Source organism: Bacteroidales bacterium (assembly GCA_023228145.1).
GTDB lineage: Bacteria > Bacteroidota > Bacteroidia > Bacteroidales > CAIWKO01 > CAIWKO01.
Map to the genome: position 1 here is coordinate 64,455 of JALOBU010000007.1, position 21,973 is coordinate 86,427.

15 protein-coding genes are annotated in these 21,973 nt (G+C 32.3%); 1 reads left to right on the forward strand and 14 read right to left on the reverse strand.

Annotated elements, in window-relative coordinates; genetic code table 11:
• Positions 1-39 precede the first annotated feature (39 nt).
• The 14 genes from M0R16_05115 to M0R16_05180 form a co-directional block, all read right to left on the reverse strand.
• Positions 40-1,377: a B12-binding domain-containing radical SAM protein gene (locus M0R16_05115; protein ID MCK9612262.1), complete on the reverse strand. Its 1,338-nt coding sequence runs from the start codon at positions 1,375-1,377 to the stop codon at positions 40-42.
• A gap of 67 nt (positions 1,378-1,444) precedes the next feature.
• Positions 1,445-2,689 (reverse strand): radical SAM protein, encoded by a 1,245-nt coding sequence (locus tag M0R16_05120; GenBank protein MCK9612263.1) that lies wholly within the window; start codon positions 2,687-2,689, stop codon positions 1,445-1,447.
• A 12-nt stretch (positions 2,690-2,701) separates the two neighbouring features.
• A complete protein-coding gene (locus tag M0R16_05125) occupies positions 2,702-4,057 on the reverse strand; it encodes a B12-binding domain-containing radical SAM protein (protein MCK9612264.1) in 1,356 nt (451 codons plus the stop codon).
• A gap of 26 nt (positions 4,058-4,083) precedes the next feature.
• Positions 4,084-5,493, reverse strand: coding sequence for a cobalamin-dependent protein (locus M0R16_05130; GenBank protein MCK9612265.1), 1,410 nt, complete (start codon positions 5,491-5,493; stop codon positions 4,084-4,086).
• A gap of 34 nt (positions 5,494-5,527) precedes the next feature.
• On the reverse strand, positions 5,528-6,490 hold the full coding sequence (locus M0R16_05135; GenBank protein MCK9612266.1) for a radical SAM protein: 963 nt from the start codon (positions 6,488-6,490) through the stop codon (positions 5,528-5,530).
• A 17-nt stretch (positions 6,491-6,507) separates the two neighbouring features.
• The gene (locus tag M0R16_05140; GenBank protein ID MCK9612267.1) at positions 6,508-7,920 is read right to left on the reverse strand and encodes an ABC transporter ATP-binding protein; all 1,413 of its coding nucleotides are present in this window, start codon (positions 7,918-7,920) and stop codon (positions 6,508-6,510) included.
• Positions 7,921-7,926: 6 nt separating this feature from the next.
• On the reverse strand, positions 7,927-8,700 hold the full coding sequence (locus M0R16_05145; GenBank protein MCK9612268.1) for an ABC transporter permease: 774 nt from the start codon (positions 8,698-8,700) through the stop codon (positions 7,927-7,929).
• Between the two features lie 145 nt (positions 8,701-8,845).
• Complete coding sequence (locus M0R16_05150; protein MCK9612269.1) at positions 8,846-10,753, reverse strand: GDSL-type esterase/lipase family protein; 1,908 nt, start codon at positions 10,751-10,753, stop codon at positions 8,846-8,848.
• A gap of 68 nt (positions 10,754-10,821) precedes the next feature.
• Positions 10,822-12,342 carry a radical SAM protein gene (locus M0R16_05155; protein ID MCK9612270.1) on the reverse strand — a complete coding sequence of 507 codons (1,521 nt, stop codon included), beginning with the start codon at positions 12,340-12,342 and terminating at the stop codon, positions 10,822-10,824.
• A 70-nt stretch (positions 12,343-12,412) separates the two neighbouring features.
• Complete coding sequence (locus M0R16_05160) at positions 12,413-13,807, reverse strand: radical SAM protein (GenBank protein ID MCK9612271.1); 1,395 nt, start codon at positions 13,805-13,807, stop codon at positions 12,413-12,415.
• A gap of 3 nt (positions 13,808-13,810) precedes the next feature.
• Positions 13,811-15,355 carry a radical SAM protein gene (locus tag M0R16_05165; GenBank protein MCK9612272.1) on the reverse strand — a complete coding sequence of 515 codons (1,545 nt, stop codon included), beginning with the start codon at positions 15,353-15,355 and terminating at the stop codon, positions 13,811-13,813.
• On the reverse strand, positions 15,352-16,932 hold the full coding sequence (locus tag M0R16_05170) for a twitch domain-containing radical SAM protein (GenBank protein MCK9612273.1): 1,581 nt from the start codon (positions 16,930-16,932) through the stop codon (positions 15,352-15,354). Before M0R16_05170 ends, M0R16_05165 begins: the two co-directional genes overlap by 4 nt.
• A gap of 1 nt (position 16,933) precedes the next feature.
• Entirely contained in the window at positions 16,934-18,442 is a 1,509-nt protein-coding gene (locus M0R16_05175; protein MCK9612274.1) for a radical SAM protein, read from the reverse strand.
• A complete protein-coding gene (locus tag M0R16_05180) occupies positions 18,439-19,551 on the reverse strand; it encodes a UbiA family prenyltransferase (GenBank protein ID MCK9612275.1) in 1,113 nt (370 codons plus the stop codon). Before M0R16_05180 ends, M0R16_05175 begins: the two co-directional genes overlap by 4 nt.
• A 370-nt stretch (positions 19,552-19,921) precedes the next feature.
• Here M0R16_05180 and M0R16_05185 point away from each other — a divergent pair, with 370 nt between their 5' ends.
• Complete coding sequence (locus M0R16_05185) at positions 19,922-21,967, forward strand: glycosyltransferase family 39 protein (GenBank protein ID MCK9612276.1); 2,046 nt, start codon at positions 19,922-19,924, stop codon at positions 21,965-21,967.
• Positions 21,968-21,973 lie beyond the last annotated feature (6 nt).

Below are 21,973 nucleotides of genomic sequence, written 5' to 3' on the forward strand. Positions count from 1 at the left end.
GCTATTATACCTATTTCAGAGATTTTTTAAATTTTGTTTCTAAACATTAACACTATATTTGTAAAAATTATATATTTCTTTTGCTAAATCAAGTGACCTGGTAGTATATAGGGTTAATATAAACTTTATATACTTTATTGATCGGGAATTTAGCAACAACTGGCCTCTTTTATATTCTTGATTAAAATCATCTGCCATTATCTGTTTAGGTGTAAATGACAATTCGGAAAGATTATAACGAGTCCAGTCTTTGGGATAGTTATTGTAAAACAATCTGTTTTCAAATAACATTTTTTGAAATAAATCGGTGCCTGGCAATGGGGTAAGCACAAATAATGCAAAACCATTGACAAAAGAGTATTTAATAAATCGTATTAACTTTCTAATGTTTTTTTTATCATCATTATCATTTCCGATAATAAACCCCCCATAAACCATTATTCCATATGAATTTATTTTTTTTATAAGCTTATTTACAGATGCTGTTTTAGATACAATGTTTTTTGATTTATTCATTTCTTTAAGCACCAACTTATTAATTGACTCAATGCCAATATAAAGCCAGCGGCATCCACTTTTAGCCGCAGATTCGAGTATATCATCATGATATGCTATTTCAATAGAAGCAAATGCATGCCAGTTTATTTTAATATCATTCTCGATAATTTGTTTAAACAACATCCTTGCTCTCTCCCATCCGGATTTTGAATTTCCAATAATGTCATCATCACTAAAAAAAACCATTTTGCCTTGTTTGATTTCTTTAAGTTCACAAATAACACTTTCAATTGGTCTGTGTCTTTGTTTTCTCCCGAAAAATTTTGTAACTGCACAAAAAGTGCAATTACTTGGACAACCCCTTGATGTATAAACAACAGAAAAAACATATTTGTCAGAAAACAAATCTCTTCTGGGTAAAACAGCATTATTCAAATCAAAAAACGTATCCGTTTTATACAGTTCTTTAAGACAGTTGGTTTCATAATCATGTATCAGTTCACGCCACACCATTTCTGCTTCACCAATAACAACTATATTAAAAAACTTTTTTGATTCTTCAATATTAACTGAAGCATGAATGCCGCCAATAATAGTTTTAATATTTTTTTCTCTGAACATTTTTGAAATCTCAATTGCCCGCGGGATAGTGCAGGTATCAGAAGTGATCGCGACCAGGTCATAAAACTCACAAGTAGATGTTTCTGTTAGTTCTTCAATGCACTCGTCCAAAATCTTTACATTCCACTTTTCGTTTGTTAATGCAGCAAGAATACCCAGGCAAAGCGGTTCAAACAAAGCATAATTACTTAATCCTCTTTTCAGAGAATTGCTTTCAACTTTCAACAGGTCTCTGTTGAACGGGTGTATTAATAACAACTTATATTTTTGCAAAACACATGTTATTTATACATCTAAAATATCTTCATTTACAAAAAACAAATAATCACCTGATATATGGGGTTTTTAATTTCCGCAGAAGTGCTTCTGCAATTAAAATCCTTTTTTGAATTGTCTCTTCAGTTATTTTAGGCAATATTTTTGCCGAGGGCAATGTTTCCAGCTCAGAATACCCTTTTAATGTAACGTCTTCAAACCTCATTTCCTTTAAAAAATCCAATGTTTTATTAAAGTCTTCATCTGTTTCAGTTGGGAAGCCTGCAAAAAACAAAGCATTTATTCTAAACCCCGGATTTATTTTTCTATATGATTTTAGTGTGTTTTTCAAATCCATTATTTTATACTTTCTGTTCATTAGTTCAATAATTCTGTCGCTTCCACTTTCAACAGCAACTGTTACTTCCACTATTTTTTTGGATTTTATAAATGGTATTATTTTGTCTTGATTTTTGACCAGCCATTTTGGATTCAATCCATGTAAAGACCAACGCACAATATGCTTTTTATCAACAACAGATAAGGCCAGCAACAATTGGTCTATGGAACTGTTAATATCAAATCCATAGGAGCATAAATCCTCCGCTATGAAATGAAAATTTCTATATCCGTGATCTAATAATGTAGAATATTCTTTAACAAGACTTTTAATCGTCTTACTTTTTATTTTACCAATGGCTCTTTTAATATTACAATAGGCACAATTGTTAACACATCCGGAACAAATTACCAAGTAACATTTATCTGAATAATTAAAGCCAATGTTTTTTCTGATATATCTTTGTATGTCTTGCTGCCTGATAATTTGCCTGATAAATAATTTTGAAAAACCATATTTTCTTAAAAGACTAAAATGCGGTTTAATATCATTTATTTCTGCAAATGTGTTGTATAGTTCCAGGTCGTATAAATGACTTTCGGGTACTTGATGAAACTTAATTCTGAAATCGCTGAAATATTCATCAATATCATTAATATTTTTGGTCATTATTGTTTCCCCCGAAAAAATCATTTTAAGTTCTTTTTCATTTGTGCCCGGCAAACATCCCATGACAATCAGTTCTCCTGAAATTTTTTTAATTCCATCTATCACACTCAGTGAATCCTCAAGAGCCGCTTTTGTAACTGCACAAGTAACAAAAATAGTATAATCTGCACCCTCCACTGTATCAATTACTTCATAATTATTCAAATTGAAATAATTTCTTAATTTCGATGCGTCAAGGGTCCTCATAGGACAACCTGAGCGTGGCGAAATGACATTAACTTTTTTCTTTTTTATAGAATCAGGCATTAGAAAATGATATTAATTTGATTTCTCTCTTTGTTTAACACGCCCAAAAAAATAGTACACTTTCAGCAGGTTTTCAATAAATGTGTTTTTATAATTGGCAAAATGAGTACAGTAATAATAATATAGAACGATCCCATTTATTGATTTTGTAATAAACAAGGCTTTGAAAAAGCTCATCATGCTTTGGTTAAATGAATCCCTGCATATTATTCCCAGTTCCTCAATTCTCTTATTTTCAATATTGTTATGTTTAAAAAGACTTTTTGTATAATGATATTTCGACCAATCCTTAGGAAAATTGGTATATAAAAGACGATCTTCTTTTATAAGTTTTTGATAGATATATGTGTTAGGAAATGGGGTTAAAATTACTCCCGAGCATATCTCAGTATTTAATTTTTTAAAAGTCTCAACCCGTTTTAATATCCTTTCTTCTGTATCATTTTCGAGGCCTATCATAAAATTACTGATAACCAAAACATTGTTCTTGTGGCACGATCTAATGATTTTTTTATATTCATTAAACAAATCGTCAGTATCAAAAACATTTTTCTTATTAATATCTTTAAGTGAAATCTTTGTATCAACCTCAAAACCAACAAATATCATTTTCATCCCGCTCCTTGATGCTAGTTTTATCAGGTCTCTATTTTTGAAAAAATCAACAGAAACCCCCGTCAGCCAAGATTTCTTTATGTTTTGTTTAATAATTTCTTCAAATAATCCTATTAAATATTCATCATCATTCCCATAAAAATTATTATCAATAAAAAAAACAAACGAACTTTCAGCACATTTAAGTTCGTCGATAACCATATCTACAGGTTTTCTTTTATAATCTTTTCTATACCTTCTCGTAACACAAAAAGAACAATTGTTGTGGCACCCCCTGGATGTTTCAATTGCATTAAGAAAATATTTATTGCGAAAAAAACTCATGTCCGGTGAAACAAAATCGAAATTAGACCCATGATTACAATAAATACCTTTCAATTTATTGTTTTCAAAATCATCAAGCAATGAATGCCAGACATTTTCCGCATCCCCGACAACAACGGCATCAGAATATTGTAAGGCTTCATTAGGCATGGCAGATGCATGACAGCCACCCATTACAACCGGTATCGATCTCTCTCGGAAAACTGTGGCAAGCTCATAGGCCCTGTTTATAAACATTGTGCTTGTGGTAATACCAACTAAATCAAAGTTATAGTCATTAATGGCTTCTATGTTTTCATCAACGATATTTATATCCCAGCCCTGTGGGGTCAATGCCGCAATTACACCCAGAGAAACAGGAGGCGTAAAATTAAAACTACTGATCTTTCTACTACTAATAGGATTAATAAGCAACAGTCTTTTTTTCATATGGATACCTTGATCTCATTATTAATTTACCAGTTAAACTTGGTTTTCGGTCTGCGGAACTTAAATAATATTTTCCAGAATTTTGACTGGTATTCGCCAACAATACAAAATGATAAAAAAACGTGGGAATCAATAGCTATCCTTATACTTTTAGTTAAAATAACAGTCTGGAAAAACTTGTACTTGAAAGGATCTTTTATCAATCCCTTATAAGGGGCAAACATTAATTCATGAGTTTTTTGGTATGCCCGGTAAAAATCATCGGTAGTACCATGATCAGATTTGTAAGTTATGGTTGCCAGGTTATAATAAATCCAGTCCTCGGGAAATGAAGTGTATAAAAGTCTTCCTTGTTGTTCAAGCCTTTCGTATAAGCGTGTTTTAGGCAAGGGCGTTAAAAAGCGTAAGATAAAATTATCTATCCTGGTTTTCCTTAACGACAGCCCCCTTTGCATCATGGATTCTGGAGTTTCGTGATCTCCCCCGCAAATAAAACTGCTCATGACAGCAATTTTATTTTTATGAAAAACATCAATAACACTTTTATAACTATCGAGGGCAAACTCTTTATTTGAATGTTTATTAAAGGACTTCAATTCATCCTGGTCAAAGGATTCCATGCCAACAAAAGCAATAACACAGCCTGCTTTATGGGCCAGCCATAATACATCCGGGTATTTTGAAATGTCAACAGAAGTTACGCACCACCACTTTTTATTGATTTTTGCGTCTATCATTTTTTTCAGCAATTCCACCGCTCTTTTCCTTTGTTTATCGGTTGACCCAAAAAAATTATCATCATCAAATAAAAAGTAATCCTGTTCTAATTCCTGAATTTCCCTTACAGTGTCATCAAGATCCCTGTAATGGACTTTATAGTCCTGAAAAGCCGGAATATTGCAAAAATCACAGTTATTGGTGCAGCCTATTGATGTTAATATGTTTCCAATTGAATAGTTATATTTTTTTAATACTTTTCTATTGACTCTAAAACAAACCTGGGCATCGGGATTACTGTAATACCTTCTTTTTAAACAGCTATTATTAAAATCATTTAAAATGTCTGTCCATAGTCCTTCAGCTTTCCCAATAGCTACTGTATCCACATATTTTTCTGCTTCATCGGGAAAAAAAGAGACATGCATGCCTCCAATCACTACTGGTATTTTATTTTTTTTATACTGTTGTGCAATTCTATATGCTTTGTTGATACTGGTAGTGTATGAAGATATCCCTACAAGATCGGCCTCCTTATATTGAAAAACTTCAAAATTTTCATCTATGATTTCCACATCCCAATCCCCGGGTGTGATTTCTGCAATAATTCCCAATGCCATCGGTTGCCAGAATTTAATAATGGTAACAGGTGACACAAAATTTTTTTTCACATAACTTTCCTGGTCAACAACGCTAATCAATAAAAGCTTTTTTTTCATGATTATTGAATAATTTACTATAGATTAACAAGCATCATTTAATTATGTGGCTTAAAAAACTAAAAAAAGATTTATGTGTTTTTTTTGAATAAAAGATGCATTGAAAAGGACATGGGGTGGCTTCCAGCGGGCATTTCTTAATTTTTTTATCTGGGATAAAACTATCATCAAAAAAGTTGCCATTGGAATCAGTATTTCCATTTTTATATAAAGGTTCACATCTGTATGCTATTCCTTTTTCATCAATCATAAAAGATCTTCTGCCTGCTAAACACCAATTGTCTTTATAGCTAATAATCCCCACCGTGCTTCCTAACTCATATTCTTGTTTTCCATATTTGTTCAAGATCTCTAATCCCCGGACTGTATAAGAATTCGGATATACCTTGTTTTTATAAGTTCCCATGAATGGCCGCAGCACAACCTCATTCACCCCGCCTTTTTCAAAAAGTTCAAAATCCCGTTCTATTCTTTCAATCATTTCAGGGTGAAAAATATATGAGATAAATAAAGAAAATCCTTTATCTCGTAATAAATTAATATTTTTTATAAACTGTTTAAAATCTTTATCATATTTTTCTCGCTCCAGAACATGAGCGGCGACATTAAGACCATATACATTTTGCGGGCTTATTTTTTTTGCAAACTCTTCTACATTGGAAGTGCTAAGATTAGTATTAATATGAACGTAATGATTTTCTGTTAGGGTTTTAATAATTTCAATAAAATTTTTTTTTAGAAAAGGTTCTCCTCCAGTAATAATAATCAGCCATTTTTTATTATCTCTGTTAAAGTTCTTTTTAATTGTATTCAAGTCAAAATTTCTTTCGTCAACATCAGAAGGAACTGTGCAATATTTACATCTAAAATTGCATACTGAGTTAATTTTCCATATTATTATATCTTCATTATTGGTAAAGAATTTTTCAGCAATAGAAGAATAATCGATAGACTTGTATTCGGCTATGTATTTTTGTATGTTTCTGATGTTATCCATTTAAGTAAATTCATTATTCAATTTATTTGCTCCTCATATCTTTCCAAACGTGGCCTGATAGGGCACTGAAAAGAGGAATACAATGTCTTCTTTTTTTCAGTTGCCTGATCGTCAATAAATACCCCAATTTTTATATAAAAAGCATCGCTTACTTCTATGTAATTTGCTGCGTATTCTCCCACATAAGTAGTAAAATAAAAACCAAAAGAGAAAATACCTATATTTAAAAAATCGGGCTTGATTTTTATGGTAGAACGAAAAAAACCCGTTGCTTTGTTTTGTTTAAGATCCTCTTCCATGTCAGGAGTCGATATAAAAAGTAATTGTTTCATGTAGTGGCAATTTAATGAAATTCCAATATAAGCATTTTCTACCAATCGTTCGAATTCCACTTCAAAATTTATTGTATCTTCAATATTAATTGGGTCACCGACATTTTTTCCCGAAGCTTTGGCTGATATTTTCATGATTCTAAGATATTTATTATGTGGAGCGACATCCGGGTCTTCCCAATTAATAATGGGCGGAGGGAGTTTTTTATGTTGTTCAGTAATATTTATCTGCTCGTTTTTAAAAATAACAACATTTTCGTTCTGAGCTTCAGTTTTATCTTGTATCTCATTTATTTCATACTCTTTATCAACCGTTTCAAATACTTTATCCGCTTCAATTTTTTCTATCAGGGTGTTTTCAAAATACCGCATAATAACTTCCTGGTTCCCCTGGTCTTTAATTCTTCCTTTTTCGAGTAAAATAAAACGTTGGCAATATTTCTGCACATCAGAAAGATTATGACTAACTAAAATCATGGTTTTCTTTTTTTCAGATAATTCCTGAATTTTATCCTGACATTTCATCTGAAACCCTATATCCCCAACGGCCAATACCTCATCAAATAATAAAATATCGGCATTGATGTTCACAGCTATCGAAAAAGCAAGGCGCATGAACATACCACTAGAATAAAATTTAACAGCCGTATTAACGAACTTGCCAATTTCAGCAAAATCAATAATATCATTAAATCTGTTTTCAATAGTTCTCTTAGGGATACCCATCAGTGTCCCGCTCAGGAAAATATTCTCTTTGCCTGTTAATTCAGGATGAAAACCCATTCCCATTTCAAGAACAGAAGCCACACTGCCGTTAATATCTATTTTCCCTTCAGTCGGAACCACAACTTCGCTCAGTAACTTTAATAAAGTGCTTTTACCGGCGCCATTGTATCCTATGATCCCGATGGATTCTCCTTTTTTTATTTCAAAGTTGATATCATTTAATGCATAAAATTCACCGGGATAAATATCCTTTCTTTTACTTTTTGTTGTTACCATGTGCCTGACCCTGTCAACAATGGCAAAATCATAATCCTTTTTCTGAAGATTGTATTTTTTACTTAACCCCGTTACCCGAATAGCAAAATCTTCCATAATCCATTAAATAACATCGGCCATAAGGTTTTCAACCCGGCGAAAATAATATAAACCTGAAATAAATAACAATATCATGGGAATAATACCATAGAGGTATTTTATGTCCAGTGCGGTGTCAAGTAGGCACCAGCGGATAAAAGCAATTACCCCTGCCATCGGATTGACATATACCAGAAAAGAATATCCGGGAGGTAACATTGCCGATGGGAAAAAAACAGGTGTGATAAAAATTCCAAAGCCAATCAAGTAAGGTATAATATGATAAAAATCACGAAAGCGAAACGTCAGTGCGCTGAGCCATATTGCCACACTCAATCCGGTAATCATATTTAAAAGAATTCCAAATGGCAAAAAAACTGTTTTGTATGAAAGGGGGTACTGGTAAAAAAGTAAAATAGCAATGTAAAAAATAAACCATACGGCAAACTCTATGAGTCCCACCATCGATTTTGATAAAGGAAGTATCAGTTTTGGGAAATACACCTTTTTAATGATATGTTGCGATTGTTGTAATGATGTTCCTGCCTGACTTATTATGGTTGAAAAATAATACCATGCCATCATTCCGGGATATGCAAAAACAATATATGGAATACTTTCAGGAATTACCACTTGAAACAACCATCCAAAAAAGAAAAAAATAATGAGTCCGGCTGTTGACGCCTGTACAAAACTCCATAAAATACCAAACCGGGTCTGAGCATATTGCACTTTGATATCCCTGAATGTAAAACTTGTCAGCAAATACCTATACTGCCAGACTTTTATTAAATTCAACTTTTTCCAGCCTTTACTGGGGGCTTCTATTGTTTTTATAATGTTTTAATTTTAAAAAAGCAAAGTTACTATTATTTATTTAAAATAATTCTTTCATTGATTTATATCATAAAAAACCAAAAAACTTTTGCCGGATTTTAACGAATTATTTGCAAATAAGAGAATCTATAATTCCCATTTTTTCTAAATTCCAGAGCACTCCTTTTGCCATGACTTCATAGCCTGTTGACCTGCAATGCCCGTCAACAGGCCAGTAATATTTATGATGGTTTAAGGGAGTTATTTTTTCAATTTCTTTAGTGTATTGAAACAGGTCAATAACCCTGATTTTGTTTTCCGTCAATAACTTACTTTTAATGGAATCATATCCTGTGCCCGTATCGTCAATAAAAACAACTATCAATGTAAAGCCTTTTTTTAAAGAAAGTTCGTGAAATCTGTAAATACAATTTTCCGTATCCTCTTTTGCCCTGATGCTGTCGGCTTTATATTCAGACGGAGATAAAAGTTCTTTGTATTTAAAAACATCATTTACAAACAGCCTGACAATATAACTCAGGGCATACAAGGGTTCCAATCGGGGAGCTTCACGAAAACGCACACCTTCGGTAGTAAAACGTTCAAATCCGCCCCTGAACCTGTAAAACTCAAAATCGGAAGAACCCAGAGTTAATAGTACAAGGTCAGGTTGATATTTCAACAACCTTTTTTCCAGCAGTGCGTAATGAAAAAACGGGTCAGAACCTGACATGCCTGCATTAAAAACCGTTATTTTTTTACCGGAAATATGTTTTATTCTTTTTCCGAGCAAGCCTGGCCATGTTGAATCCTGAGGAGCGCCGATACCTTCAGTAAATGAATTGCCAAGGCAAATGATGCGAAACTCGTTACTGTCTTTTTTTACAGGGTGGTCAATGTCTCTTAATCCTTCGGAATTGCATTTCATTTCATAGGCAAATTCTTTCCGCTTGTCAATATAAGAATGATAAGGAGAATGTATCATTAAACCCTGATGGTCTTTGCTATTAATATCATATTCGATAAAGCCGGAGGAGTAATATAATCCAACTTTTTCACTGTAACTTTTATTAATACCGGCAAGCCTCAGAAACAACTCAAATGCCAGCCAAAGTATAATTAAAATACTCAGGGCAAAATACCATTTTTCTTTTACAGCTCCAGAAGTTTTGCATGCATATGTAATAATCCGGATTAAAAACCACAGAAAAAGCCCGCACATCAAAATAAAAAGCACGGAAGTGACAAGTGTGGCGAGATTAAATCTGAAAAAAAGATATCCAAAGAACAGACTGAATGCAATCAATACAGACACGATGATGATTTTAACCCATAAATAAATTTGTTTTTTTGTAATTTTCATACTTTTAAATTTTACAATGCCTGTCCTAAAAAACAAATTTGTAAATTCCAATGGCTTTTGAAGAAACCGGTTGAATGTATTTCTAAAAGCCTGTCTGTAAACTTTATTTTTTGTAACCGTCTTTAGTTTACTTTTTATCCTGATGAAAATAGAGAAAATTAAAATCACAAAAAATAACACAGCAAGAATAACTATTCCGGGTTTAAATTCTTTCCAATGCGTAAGCGACCATAAAACAGAAAACAATGGTGTTCTTCCCTGTATGTACCCGGGAATTAAATAATATTTCAACCCAACACTGATGCCATATGAATTAAGGTCTTTTAATTGAAGTGTTTTTTTATTCTGGTTAATATATATTTCAATTACAGAAGCCTTTCCTGATAGACTGTCCGGAATTTCCACCTCAATTCTCTTATGAAAGCCCCAGGTACATACCCATTGTATTTGTTGTTCGAAAAAAGGGAAAGGAATTTTACGGTCAAGTGGCGTTATACTATAAACCTTGATTTTATTTGCCTCCTTCAAGGATATTCCCGGGAAACTCATCGTAACAGGCTCATAAATCTTTATATTCCTGAGATATAAAAAATAAGCAAGAACAAAGGCAATGGCAAAAATTGAAAAAAACACAACAATTACCCTGATGCTTAGTTTTTTTGAAAATTTCATAATAATTTCTGTCTTGAGTATATAAAATTATAAAAAAACAGATTTAATTTTGTATTTGCAGGCAATAATTAATTCAACATCTCGTATTCCCTTGAAATTATTTTTAATATCTTTAATAATTCTTCCTGTTGCTGTTCAGTTGTTGACTTTCTGAAAAAACCGATTACCTCGCCGGACTCCCTTTCCTTATTAAGATAATATAAAACAAGTTCCTCTGGAATTTTGCTTTCTTTCAAAGGTTCCGATAAATGAATGATACTGAGAAATGCTTCGAGTTCTTGTTCGGAAAATCCATGGTACTTTAAAAGATTTTTATATTCTGTTGCAGATTTCTTTATCTGTAAAACACTGACAGTTCTGATTTTTTCGGAAACGCTTTCCTGTTCTTCGATCAGGACGGAAAACTCATTATCAAAGGACTCATTTTGTTCTTTGCATTGATACCAATATTCAACAGACGAAACAAGTTCGTCAAAAACTTTTATGTTTTTCTTCTGCAAGTACCTGCCTGTATCAAAAAAAACAGATTTATAATACGAAACAATTTCTTTTAGTGCATCTTTTGGAAGGCTCCATAATGCTAGCTCCCTGGGATGTATTACTGTACTCACGTCAAAATAAAAGTCATGGCTGTTGCAAAAATTTACAACATCCGGTATATCCCTCCAGTTATTTCTGAAAGGCGCTGCAATAACGGATTTATTTTTCAGGTTGTTTCCAAGCCACCTGACATTACTCATGGTATCTTCAAAGTTTGCATTCACTCGAATGGATTCATAATTTGTCTTATTCATTGAATCCAGAGAAATACCAACCATAAATTTTCCTTTTTTGAGGATATGTTTTATCCTGTCATTAAGTATGGTTGCATTGGTCTGAATATACATAGATACTGAGGGCTTCATGCTTATAATTTTTTCCCAGATATCAAGATAAACAGGGATAAGAAACGGCTCGCCACCATAAAACTTAGCTTCCGACAAATGCGGAATAAACTCATCCAATTGTTTTACAAACGTATCATCATAAGGGAATTTCATTCTTTCTTTACGTTCCCTGTTCACCTGAATGGCAGATGACACTCTCCCTGAACACATCACACATTCCAGATTACATGTATTGCTTAGTTCAAATTCAATTACTCTGGGGTATTTTTTCAGCGGAAGCATACCGTATTTATCAAAAAAAACGGCGGTTGTTGAACTGTAATTTTTTTGTAGAATAGATTCTCTGCATTTATAACACCCCAAGGAAAGGTCGTTTTGTAGTATAGATGTACGCAACAGTTCTGCTTTTTTATTAAACCATATATCATGGATGTTATTTTCGGGATAGTTTCCCAGGATTAGTTTTGTGTTTTTACAACAAACGATTGCATTTCCTTGTGTGTTGAAAAAAAGATTAACCCACGGCGCATAGCAAAGCCTGGGTAGCATCCCGAAGGGACGGTTTTTGTTAAAATCAATATAGGTTTTTTTGTCAAGTGAGCCTGTAGTATCCTCAGGCATCCTTTTATTATAAAATATGTTCCTGCATCTGTTAATCCAGCGGGAGGTTGTATATATTATTTTTCCGCTTAGTTCGTTCATTGAGCAAGGTAGAAATTATTCTTATTTGTTATTTGAAACATATCATTTTAATAAGCTTTCTGGAATAATACTAATGCCTTTCGGTATCCAATGAATTGTTTTTTTGTTTTATTTTTTCTATTATCTGGAATTCACTCATTTCAAAAAAATCTATAAATTCCTTTTCGTTGGTTTCAAGAAAATATTGAATAACATTTTCTTTTGAAATAAATGAAATAGTTTTTTTATAAACGGCATTAAATTTATCAATTTGATTTCTTAGTGAAATTGCCTGGTTTGCTGAGCCGGTTTTTTCCCTTTCATGAAAATACGAATTATAATATTTTTCTGTTCTTTCTATAAGCATTTGTACGCTGTTTTCAAAGTTTGTAATGTTTTGCTTATCCAGGCCCTTTTCTTCCAGTTTTCTCTTGTCGTTCATCCAGGTATGAATCTGTTTCAGCATTGACTGGTAAAGAATCAGGTTTTTTTTGCCTTCGGGGCTGATAGCCGAAGGAACATTATTATTGAGGAAACGAATAATATCGGCAAGGTCTTTTGAGCTAAGAGACTTAAGAGAAAGGTGAAGCGGGTATTCTACATAATTGATAAAAATTCCAAATTGATGCTTATCGGCAAAATTGAATACCTCGGGAATATCCTGAAAATTGTTCGTCATCAGGCATGTGCAGGAAGTAAATGTTGTGTTTTTTTCTTTGGTATATTCTATAAAATAAAGAAGGTTTTTATAAAAAACATTATAAGAAGCGTTTTCCCGTATTTGCTCATAGCGTTCTTTATTAAAGGAGTCTATGGATATATTGATATCAAAATTGGTCCGGGATAAAACACTACGTACTTTATCGTTAAGAATAGTGCCATTAGAAGTTACAGAAACGGAAATTTTTTTGTTAAGCCTGATAATCTCTTCCCATATATCATAATATAAATCTATCAAAAAAGGCTCCCCGCCCTTAAAATTTGTCCGCTTCAAATACGGAATGTATGGTAAGAGCTGCTCAACAAATTTATGGTCATAGATTATTTCTTTAGATACAACGCTTTTATCTTCGTGCTTGTCTGATAAAAGGGAATTGCACATCACACACTTCAGGTTACAACGATTGCTAAGCTCAAATTCTACAGATGCAGGAATGTTGGAGTGTTTAAAATTATCCTTGTATGCCTGAAAAATTGCAGATTGAAAATTCCCTTCCATTAATTTCCCATAGCAGTATGAACAACCTCCTAAAACTTCGCCTTTTCTGAACCTCTCTGAAATTTCTTTCCTTTTTTCCCCTTCGAATAATTCCTTTACCGATTGCTCAGGATAAACTCCCAATATATCTTCGTTATTTGAACAACACATTAACACAAACCCGTCAATCCGGAAATAAACATTATTCAAAGGCGCATCACAATAATCGTTCAACCCCCGGGCTTTTAATTTAAGTTTCTTTAATATCTGTTCAAAATGCACGTTCATTTGTTATACATCCCCGTTTATTTCACTTTTTATTTTTATCTCATCGGTTTTGCACTCTTCAATTATGCTTTCAGTAACATCTTTTAATTTATCAATGTCCGAACCCAATAGCTCCTGAACAATAAGCTCATCAGGAAAATCATTCAGTTTATATATGGCACGTTTCAGGTAAATATCCTGTTGAAAGCCATCAATAACCATATCAAGTTTTTTTATCAGCGAAATGCTGTCGTTGTCATTTTGTTCAACAGTTTTATTTTGCTGAAAATAATGAATTATTTTGTTCCGTATGCTTTGAACAAGTTCGTTGGTTTCCGTCTTTTCGAGCCAAATACCATCCTCTTCCCATTTTGCAAATTCCTGTTTGTTTTTTTCAAGCTTTTCTCTCTTCTGAATTACCCATGACTCTAATTGTTTTACAAAATCATCAAAATGAATTTTATTTCTTTTTGCTGTTAATGAATTTGATGGCAATTTTTTAAATTTGAGTGTATCCCAGACAACGATAAGCTCTTTCAATGGCATATGATATAATGAGCATCCTGCGGGAGTCCACACTGTATTAAAATATACGCCCGCATTCCATGTATTACATTGCTCAATAATCTCTGGTAATTCCTCCCAATTTTGTCTCATAGGGCACACAGAAATACTGAAAGGCGTTTTTTTTCTCTTAGCATATTCTGAAAAATACACAATATTTGAAATAACTTTTTCAAAGCTGCAGTTTTTTCTTATCCTTTCAAGAGTTTCTTTTCTTATTGATTCAATGGAAACGCCCACTCTGAAATTTCCTCTTTCAAGTAATGATTTAATTCTGTCGTCAAGCACTGTCGCATTTGTCTGAACCAACAACATGCATTTGGGGTTCAGTTGTATGATTCTTTCCCAGATTTTATAATATGCTTTAATCAAAAAAGGCTCTCCTCCTAAAAATTTCGCTTTAACCAGATGGGGTATAAATTCGTCAAGCTGACTAACAAAGTTTTCGTCATAAATATTTTTTTCGGCCGCCGCTTTCCCCATCTCCCGCCCTATTGAAGAAGAAAATTCGGGCGTACACATGATACACTGAAGATTGCACTCATTGCTCAACTCAAATTCCATCATTGCAGGATAGTGATTTTTCAATGGAATTACATCAAAAAGAGCTGCTTCCACTGCGTCAAAATTCCCATCATCTATTCTGTTTTTACAATGAAAACAGCCTTTTGACAAATCGGCATGCTTTAATACATCTCTTAGTTCTTTTATCTTTTGCCCGTTCCATATTTCGGATATATTTTGTTCAGGGTACCTCCCAAAAACATGCGAACGGTTCAGGCAGCAAGCAACCACTTTTCCATTCATGCCAAAATACATGCTTTTGAATGGAGCATAACAAATTACCGGTTTAGGGCCTAAGGGCCTGCACAATTGATATTTTTTTATAGAATCCGAATAATTTGGCTTATGTAAATTAACTAATAATTTATTTTTTCGCCTTACCAATGCAAGCAAAATGCGTTGTATAAATTCAGGAAGCCACAAAAAGCGATACGCATTCATATCTTATTTTTTATATAAACCAGCAAGCTGCGCATCTTTTCATATAATATTTCAACGGGCTCTCTTTGAATTTCTTCTAAAAGGGTTTGGTCGAATATTATCAGGTGCATATTGTTTAAAATCATCAATTGTTCCTCCCGGGTAAAGTGCTTTAAAACACTATCAACTTTATACAGAATTATTTCTCTTTTTATTGTTCCGGAATTATTATTTACAGTATGTATTTCTTGTATTTTGCTGTTTATTTTTTTTTGAAACCTGCCTGATAAATCCTCCAGATTCTTTTCAACTATAGTCTTTACTTCATTGGCAGAGGTAAAATTACTATTCTTTTCTGTTTCCTCATCTTCCGAAACACCATAAAGAGTGGAACTTATGTTTACTGGATTCTCAATCCACCATGCTACCTGGCTTATCAGGTCCGTAAAGCAATCATGGTTTCTTTTTTCAATATAGGTGTCATTTTTTAATTTGAATGATTTGTAATATTGCAATATGTCTTTAAGCGCTTCCGGCGATAAGTTCCATAGTGCATATCTGCGCGGGCTTTCCACAAAACTCAAATACACAACAGCTTTTTTCATGTTGGCAAATTCTATCAGGCCGGGAACTTCCTGCCAGTTTATATTCATAGGTGTTATACTAATTGAAAAAGGAGATTTGCTTTTTCTTTTTAGAAAAAAAAACTTATCAATATTCCCTATGACCTCATCAAAGTTTGCATTTTTACGTATTGTTTCATAAAGCTCTTTATTAAGTGCATCCAAAGAAAAGCCTATTACAAAATTTCCTTTTTCTATATAATGCCGGATTTTTTCATTAAAAACGGTTCCGTTGGTTAGTAAAAAAACTTTTATTGACGGTTTTATTTTAATTATTTCATCCCAGATGTCATAATATAAGTTTATAAGAAAAGGTTCCCCTCCATAAAAGTTTGCTTCTTCTGCATAAGGCAAAAACTCCTTCAATTGCCTTACGAATTCATGGTTGTAAGGTATAATGATTGAGTCAAGATTTTCGCGGTTTTTACGTATGGCAGAAGAAACACGCCCTGTACACATCACACATTCGAGGTTGCACTGATTGCTTAATTCAAATTCAAGGATTTTGGGGTATTTTTTTAGCCTGGTGCTGGCATAAAAATCATTTGTCCATGGCTTAAAATTATTATACCTTCCTGTTTTAACTTGATAATAACAATAATCGCAACCGAAAGACAAATCATTATGCATCATATGTTTGGCAAGTTTTTGTCTCTCCGCGCACTGCCACATTTCTGTTAAACTTTGTTCGGGAAAAGTGCCTAAAACAGCTGTGTGATTAAAACAGCATGTCAAAGCCTGACCGTCTGTGTTAAAAAAAATATTTGTAAATGGAGCATAACAAAATAATTTTCTGGAACCCAGGTTGCGCCTTTTATTATACTCTTTATACAAACATTTATCAATAGGATGAAACCCATCTTTTTTTACAGGATAGCTTTCAAATAAATTTACTCCTTGCCTAAAGGTCTTATTGATTTTTAACAATATGTTTTTACTTTTTTCTGAAATCCGGTTCCTCAAAAAATGTTTCATCTTACATCACCCATGTAGTTATCATCTCTGCTAGTTCTCTTTCTTTTTTCATTTCTATAATATTTATCATCCCATCATCAACCGGGAAAAGAAGCAATCGCTCATAAATAATTTCTTTATCAATATCCGGGAATAAAGCAAGTGTAAGGTTTATTTTTTTAACTATTTTACAGTATCTTTCTTCTGATTTGCCGGGTTCTTCGTTATTGTTTTCAAAATAATCACGAACCCTCATGAAAAATCGTTTCTCATTTTCACTCATACCCATCAGTGAATCGCTAAATATTTTTTCTTTTTTTTCTCTCTCTGAAGCTTTGTTATGCCATGTATGAATTTGTTCTGTAAGGTTTTTAAAATTTGCTTTGTTTGTTTTTTCGTGTATTTTATTTTCAGAAAACTCAAACTGTTTCAAATATTGATATATCTTTTGCAACTCTTCGGCTGGCATACTTTTCAGCGTTAGCTGTGGAGGCTTAATCACATGATGAAAATAAACGCAAATGCCATGCTCGTTACCATACCTGACAAATTCGGGAAGTTCGCTCCAATTTAATTGTAGCGGGCATACAAGAAAATTCATCGTAGTCTTATTTCTATTTACATAATTATGAATGAATGAAATATTTTCCATTGCAATTTCAAAATTTCCATTCACTCTAATAGATTCGTATGTGTTTTTTTGAAGACTGTCAATAGAAACATTAAAACTAAATTTATTGTATCGCTCCATTAAATCCCGGAAGCGTTTGTTCATAGTATTGGCATTGGTTGTAACCAAGATATTACATGCCGGATTTTTTTCAATTATTTTTTCCCAAATATCATAATAAATATCTATAAGCAGGGGGTCGCCACCGGTAAATTCAGCCACCTTAAGATATGGAATATATTCTTCAAGCTGTTTAACAAAATTTTCATCATACTTTTTTTCAACAGGTGAGAGCTTTTCTCTGTTTTTCCTGATGGAAGAAGAAAGAAAACCTGAGCACATCACACACTCAAGGTTACAGGTATTTTCCAGCTCAAATTCCATGATGCTTGGATATTTTTTTCCGTAAAAAGAATAATGGTCATACTTTAACGACAACATACTGCCAAAATTTTTCGTTATCATTGAAATATGACAAAACCTGCATATATCCGACAAATCGTTGTTCTTTACCTGTTGTCTGATATGGTTAAATCCGTTTCCGTTCCATATTTCTTTAATGCTTGATTCTGGGTACGTCAATTGTTCGCTAAAATATGTTGCATAGCATGGGGATGCTTTACCAAAAACACTGAAAAACATACTTGAAAATGGGGCAAAACACATCAGCGAATGAGGGCCAAAAGGCCTGCTGTCATTGTAGTCTTTAAGTAGTTCTTTTGTATATACCCCTTTTATTTTTTTACATAAAATCCACGATAAAACAAAACGTGCTTTATTATAAACATTGATAAGCCTGATAATAAAAACCTTAATAACCCCCGGCATTCTCTGATATTTTTTTCTTAAGATTTTTATCATGATGTCTTTTTTTTATATCCCAGAAAACGATAAAATTTCTGTGCATAAACATTACAACAGAGTTTGTAATAAAGCCATACTATGACTCCATGAAATAAATAATGAATCAACACTATATAAAAAATCTTTTTAACAAGAATAAAAATTGGTTTCCCCCTAAATAAAAAAAAGTGTATAAGAAGCAGGAGAATATACCATTTATCAAAGAAAATACTTAATGATATAATAAATAAAGGTAGCAGGTCCGCATATAAATTGTTCAGTAATTCTGAATACCACAAACTATTCTTCTTAACTTTAAATAATAAGACTGATATCAATACGTATAACAAATATAATGGTATAATAATATAAAATTTTTTTACAAGGGTAAAAGAAATAAACACAACTAGTACGATAATAACAACAATCTCTAATGGAATTAATACTCGGGATATTAATTTTACAGTATATTTTTGGCCTTTTTGAGTAACAAATGTTCTGAACCCTGATTTCCTGTCGTATTCTTCATCTGAAATCTGATGATAGAGAATATTTCGAAAACCTTTAATAAACATAAGGACGGAAAGAATAAATACAGAAATGACGAAATTATTGCTTAATAGGGATTTACCCGCAAACAAGAGCAATCCGATAATAGAAAATATCACACTGCTATATAAAGCATCTATTGCCAGACCTGCATAAATAGCTTTTTTTAACCTAAGGGGCGGTAATGTGTAAACAATCAACAATATCAACTGAAAAAAAAACAGAAAAAAAATTATTAATCGGGGGTAAATGAAGAATAAAGGGATTATTGATATAGCCAGTAATAAAATTAACAGTAAATATTTTTTCCAGAATGACAAGATAGCGGCAGTGTTTTCTTTGCCCGCAGATGCATCAACTTCTATATCAGAAACATTGTTTAAAAAATAACCAAACCCAGCCGTACCAAAAATACAAAGCAGAAAAAACAAGAGGTTCAGATAACTGTCTTTAAGAGTACAATTATTAATAAGTATGCTTAGGTAAGTAAATGCCAGTATGGGTGGGACAATATGATTCCACCAGTCGCTTACTCTGAAATATCTTGTAAGATCATTATATATTTTCCAAATAAACACGATAAAATCCTAATCTGATCAATATAATATTAATAAAAAGCTCATTACACATACATGTGCCACTCAAAATTAGTACTTTTATTGAAAAAATAGGTTGCATTATGGACTTATTTTGTACAAAGCCATTTGTAAACAGCTTTGTTTTTATAATTTTATAACTTTAAACTATCCTGACAATTATTTTTTTATGAAAATCCCCTATAAAAAAACTAGGCTTTGGGTAATTATTTCTCTTGTTTTTTTTATACCGGTTTATTTTTTAATTAATAATTATTTGTTACGGGAAATCCTCTTTTTCAAGCCCCTACTTATTTCTGTCAATAGCAAGCACCCTTTAATCAATGACAAGGTCTATTGCTTTTCAAAAGGCATGTTTAACAATATTTACAGAATTGATACATTTTTGTGTGATAATATATTCAGTGAAAAATATTCCTTCAGAAAGGATATTATTGTTGCCGTACCCTATCAGGAACTTAAAAATATTGAAAGCATTTCACTGATTTATGGTAAAGAAACTGTTAGGTTTAACAACAAAACACTTTCTGAATTTAAATTAAATGTATTACCCGGGGAATCAAAATACTTTGTTATTAAAATAAGTTCGCTTTATTCGCCGCGGCAATATTGTTTTTATAAGACACTGACAATATTTTTATGGGGTGGGAAAATAAGAACAATATGGGTTTTGCTCCTGGTGATTTGTTTATTTTTATTATTATGGAAATTCAGATGGTTCTCTATAAACAAATTAGTAGCGAAATCAAAAAGTGGCGCACATTTGTTAAAAATACTTATTGAACATGTTGCTTTAAGAAAAATTTCTTATTTACTGTTTTTTGTTTCATTTTTTGCTTTTTTTAGTGTAAAATTTAAGTTCAACAACGGTGTCAGATTTGATTCTGCTAATATTTTTGACCACTCTGTGGCTGTCAACTTTGCCTGCAAACAAGGATTCCCAAAATTTGGCGGAATAGAAAACTTTGAAAAGTATAAATTTAATGAATTTGATGGTAATGTTGTTTTTAATTATAAACTGTTCACCCGGATGGCAGGTGCCACTTATCTTCTCAGGCCGCCGGGAAATTCTTTTTTATATGGTTTTATTTATAAAATTTTTGGAATTAATCCAATCATTATTAAATATACACAACTGTTTTTTATAATTCTTTCAGCAACCTTTTTAATTTATTTAGGTTACAAATTTTGGGAATATAAAGGGTATATGGCCGGCTTCATCTCGGCAATAATTTTTCTTTTCAACTATGCTTTTTATGCCGAAACTTTTTGTTATGAAAATGTTCTTTTTTTAATTGTACTCTTTGTAATATTTGCAACAGAAAAATACCTTAACAAATCTTCGTACAAAAAAATTATCATCCTGGGATTTATAACAGGAATAAGTTTACTGATAACTTCATTTTTTATAATTTTGCCTTTTATCTTTTTTGTTTATTTTCTTTTTTACTATGTAAAATTTCGTTATAAAAAATATTTAGGGCATTTGTTGGTTTTTATTATAACATTTTTACTGCCTGTAATTCCCTGGTCTATATATGCCACTTTACAATCAAAAAAAATTCATCTAAGCAGGGATATTATAATAACTGAAATGCAGAAAAAACCATTATCAAAGGCAGACAGCCTTTTTCTGATGCCTATATTAAAAAACATTCCCGAGGCTGTCACTATGAACTTCTCCATTCATGAGGGCATGGAAATACCTGTGAAAGAACATAACCGGTTGTCATTAGATATTGGTTCAGGTGCATTGCTTTCTCAAAATTTTGTATTTATTTCGACGCAGGGTAAAACCGGCGGACTCCTTGCATCAAATAACGAATACGTTGATAATGGAACATTTAATTTTAAATATTACTATGACAAAAACAGTTTTTATAACAATGATGGATTAAGCGAATCATCGGAATTCATAAGGATAATTAACTTCTACATTCACTATCCCTGGAAATTGTTTACAAACTTCTTTAACAGATTTTACAACACATTTGGAACTAACAGGTTTTTTCTTATTTTTATTATAAGTATAATATTAAATGGATTCATCAGTATTGTAAAATCAGAATTTTTCAAGAAAAAATTAATAAAAACAATCGGCTTTATTTTTTTAAATACCTGCCTTCTTGCTTCATTACTATTTTTGCCCGGGAAAATAATTTTTTTAATAATTTTCGTAATCTCAATAACAACGGTTCTGATATGTTTTCTAAAGAAAAATGTCAACTTATTAAATTTTCTGCCTTTATCCGCAAGTATAATTCTAATAACCTTTTTGATTTTTATCATTCTTACTGCAGGATTGCCGAGATATCTGGACGTCATCAACTCTGTAATTTACCTTATTGGTATTTATTCCGTTATACATATTAACCACAGGTGGATTTATAAATATTAAAATCAA